Origin of the sequence: Gemmatimonas sp. (genome assembly GCF_036405635.1) — a bacterium.
In the GTDB taxonomy this organism is placed as follows: Bacteria; Gemmatimonadota; Gemmatimonadetes; order Gemmatimonadales; family Gemmatimonadaceae; genus Gemmatimonas.
In genome coordinates this window covers 1-2225 of the sequence record NZ_DASWXE010000211.1, presented here as the reverse complement: position 1 = coordinate 2225, position 2225 = coordinate 1, and the positions used below count along the sequence as shown (strand labels likewise).

The following is a 2225-nucleotide window of genomic DNA, read 5'->3' as shown; positions in this document are numbered from 1 at the left end:
TGCGGCCCGGTAGGACTCCCCGTCGATGCCGCCAGGCAGGCGCCGAAGCGCCGGCTCGATACAGAACCCCATCCCGTTGCCGACGAGGAGTTCGTAGTTCCAGGAGCCCTGAATGGCGAGCAAGCGCAGGTACATCGCCATGTGCAGCGACGGTTCGAGGCGCGGTGGCTCACCCACGGCCGGCGCGGCGCCACTGGCACCTGGGTCGAGGAGGCCGTCAGGCGCCAAGGATCACCATCAGCGTTCCCACGGCCAGCGACAACAGAAACAGTCGCCGCGTACCGGAGATGGCGTGAAAGTCCTTCCACACGGCGGCCGCTGCGACGGCCGCGACGCAGGTGATGACCAGGGCGCGCGACAGGTCATCGCGCAGCCCCCATCGGGCGTGCACGATCTCCGCGACCGGGGCTGCCAACACCAGCATCGTCAAGGCGACCAGCGCGCCTCGCAGCAGGTCGGCAGTCATGCCGAAGAGCTGCAGACCGATGACGGTGCCGCGGTTTCCCGCAGCGAGCTCTGGCAATCGCGGACGCGCCACATGGGCGATGAGCTGTCGATGCTTCACCATGCTGATGCCGCCCAGCCAGGACGCCAGAATACCGACCAGTACGGCCATGGCGAACGGCCCGACCGCCGGCAGGCCGGCCGGTGTCACATGGCTCGCCGCAATCGCCCCCGCTACGACCGAGGCACTGCCCCACTCTGGATAACGCGAGGCTCCGACCGGGAGGGATTCGAGGGCCAGACACTCGAGCGCCGCGCCACAGGTGAGACCGGCCAGCGGCTGCCCCAGAAAAGCGCCACCGAGCGTGGCACCCACAATGGGACGTGAGATCATGGCCTGCGGAAAACTGACCACGTCGAGCCCGGCCACCCCAGCCAATACCGTCAGGGGCAGCAGGTCGGAGAACGACGCAGGGAGTTCGGCAGGCACGAGGAAGCTCAGACGCCGACCGTGGAGTGCAGCAGTTCCTCGAGCGGCACCGGCCGCGCGGATGGCACATCCTGAGCGGTCACGTCCACACCCTGCGCGGCGATGTCCCGCAGCGCCTGTTCTTCGGGGGCTGTGAGGTACACATACCGCAGACGTCCCGTGCGGCCCGGTACGTGGTGCACACCACCCACATTGACCGTGCGGATACGACCGTTGGCGCCGGTCACGAGACGCTGCATGGTGCCGATGTCGCCCACCAGTACGATGCCAGGCGCTGACTTTCGCTCGTACCCGTCGAGGCCCGCAATGGCCTCGTCGACCGTGGCAAAGTGCACCGCCATTTCCGGCGGCACGCCCATGCGGTAGAGCTCCTGCTCCCACTCGCTACCGGCCACTTCGTCGTCGACGAGCACGATGAACCCGAGTTCGAGCGGTTGTCCCCAGCCCACCACCACTTGCCCGTGGATGAGGCGATCGTCAATGCGATAAAGCGCGATGGGCATGCGGTCGAGCGTACTGAGAGCGAACGGAGGGAATGCGGAGGACAAGAACGTAGCCTGCGAACACACACCAGCAACATCATCAACGCCAACCGGATCGACGTTGCGCGCGTCAGGCGCCGTACACCACCATCGACGCCTTGCCGCGATCGAGCGCGCCCTGCACCGCCGCTACCGTATCAACCTCGTCAGCCATCGCGAAGTCGAGCAGCAGCGAGAGATTCACGCCGGTCACCAGCAACACGCCCTGACGTTCGCGAATCATCCGCCGAACCGCCATGGTACAACTGCCGGCCGGCAGGTCGGTGAAGACGACCTTGGCCCCCGTATCATCGAGCGCCTGCGCGAGCGCTCCCTGGATATCGTCCAGGCAGAGTCCGCTGTTCGAGATGGGTAGAAACGCCGATCCTCGCCCGGTGATCTGTTCGATCGCCGAGATGACACCCGTGGCAAAGGTGCCGTGACCGGCAACCACCGCGCGAACGGTCGTGACGTCGCTGGGGGCTTCGGAAGCTTGGGTGCTCATCGCGCGCCTCGCACTACTCGTCATCCTCCTGCAGGTAACGCTGGACATCCGATTTGCGACGCATGCGGTCAATCAACTGCTCGTTGAAGGCCGTCGCTGTATCGTATCCGCGATAATACCGCAGGAGATGGTTCATCGCGATGACCTCGGCAATCACCGTGATGTTTTTGCCGGGATTGAGATGCACCGTGATCTTCGGGATCTCGACGCCGAGGATATCGATGGTCTGCACATCGAGACCGGTGCGGTCGACATGGGCGTTGCC

General features: G+C 65.5%; 3 protein-coding genes and 2 pseudogenes. All 5 read right to left on the bottom strand.

Annotation, left to right across the window (positions count from 1 at the left end):
* Positions 1-228: pseudogene (locus tag VGE27_RS16855) on the bottom strand (hypothetical protein); the annotation flags it as partial.
* Positions 218-934, bottom strand: a complete 717-nt coding sequence (locus VGE27_RS16850) for a PTS sugar transporter subunit IIC (protein ID WP_331050841.1) — start codon at positions 932-934, stop codon at positions 218-220. The pseudogene VGE27_RS16855 and the gene VGE27_RS16850, both read right to left, overlap by 11 nt.
* A gap of 8 nt (positions 935-942) precedes the next feature.
* Positions 943-1437, bottom strand: a complete 495-nt coding sequence (locus tag VGE27_RS16845; protein ID WP_331050840.1) for a PTS sugar transporter subunit IIB — start codon at positions 1435-1437, stop codon at positions 943-945.
* 109 nt (positions 1438-1546) lie between these two features.
* Positions 1547-1960, bottom strand: coding sequence for a hypothetical protein (locus tag VGE27_RS16840; RefSeq protein WP_331050839.1), 414 nt, complete (start codon positions 1958-1960; stop codon positions 1547-1549).
* Positions 1961-1973: 13 nt separating this feature from the next.
* Positions 1974-2225, bottom strand: a pseudogene (locus VGE27_RS16835) (HPr kinase/phosphorylase); the annotation flags it as partial.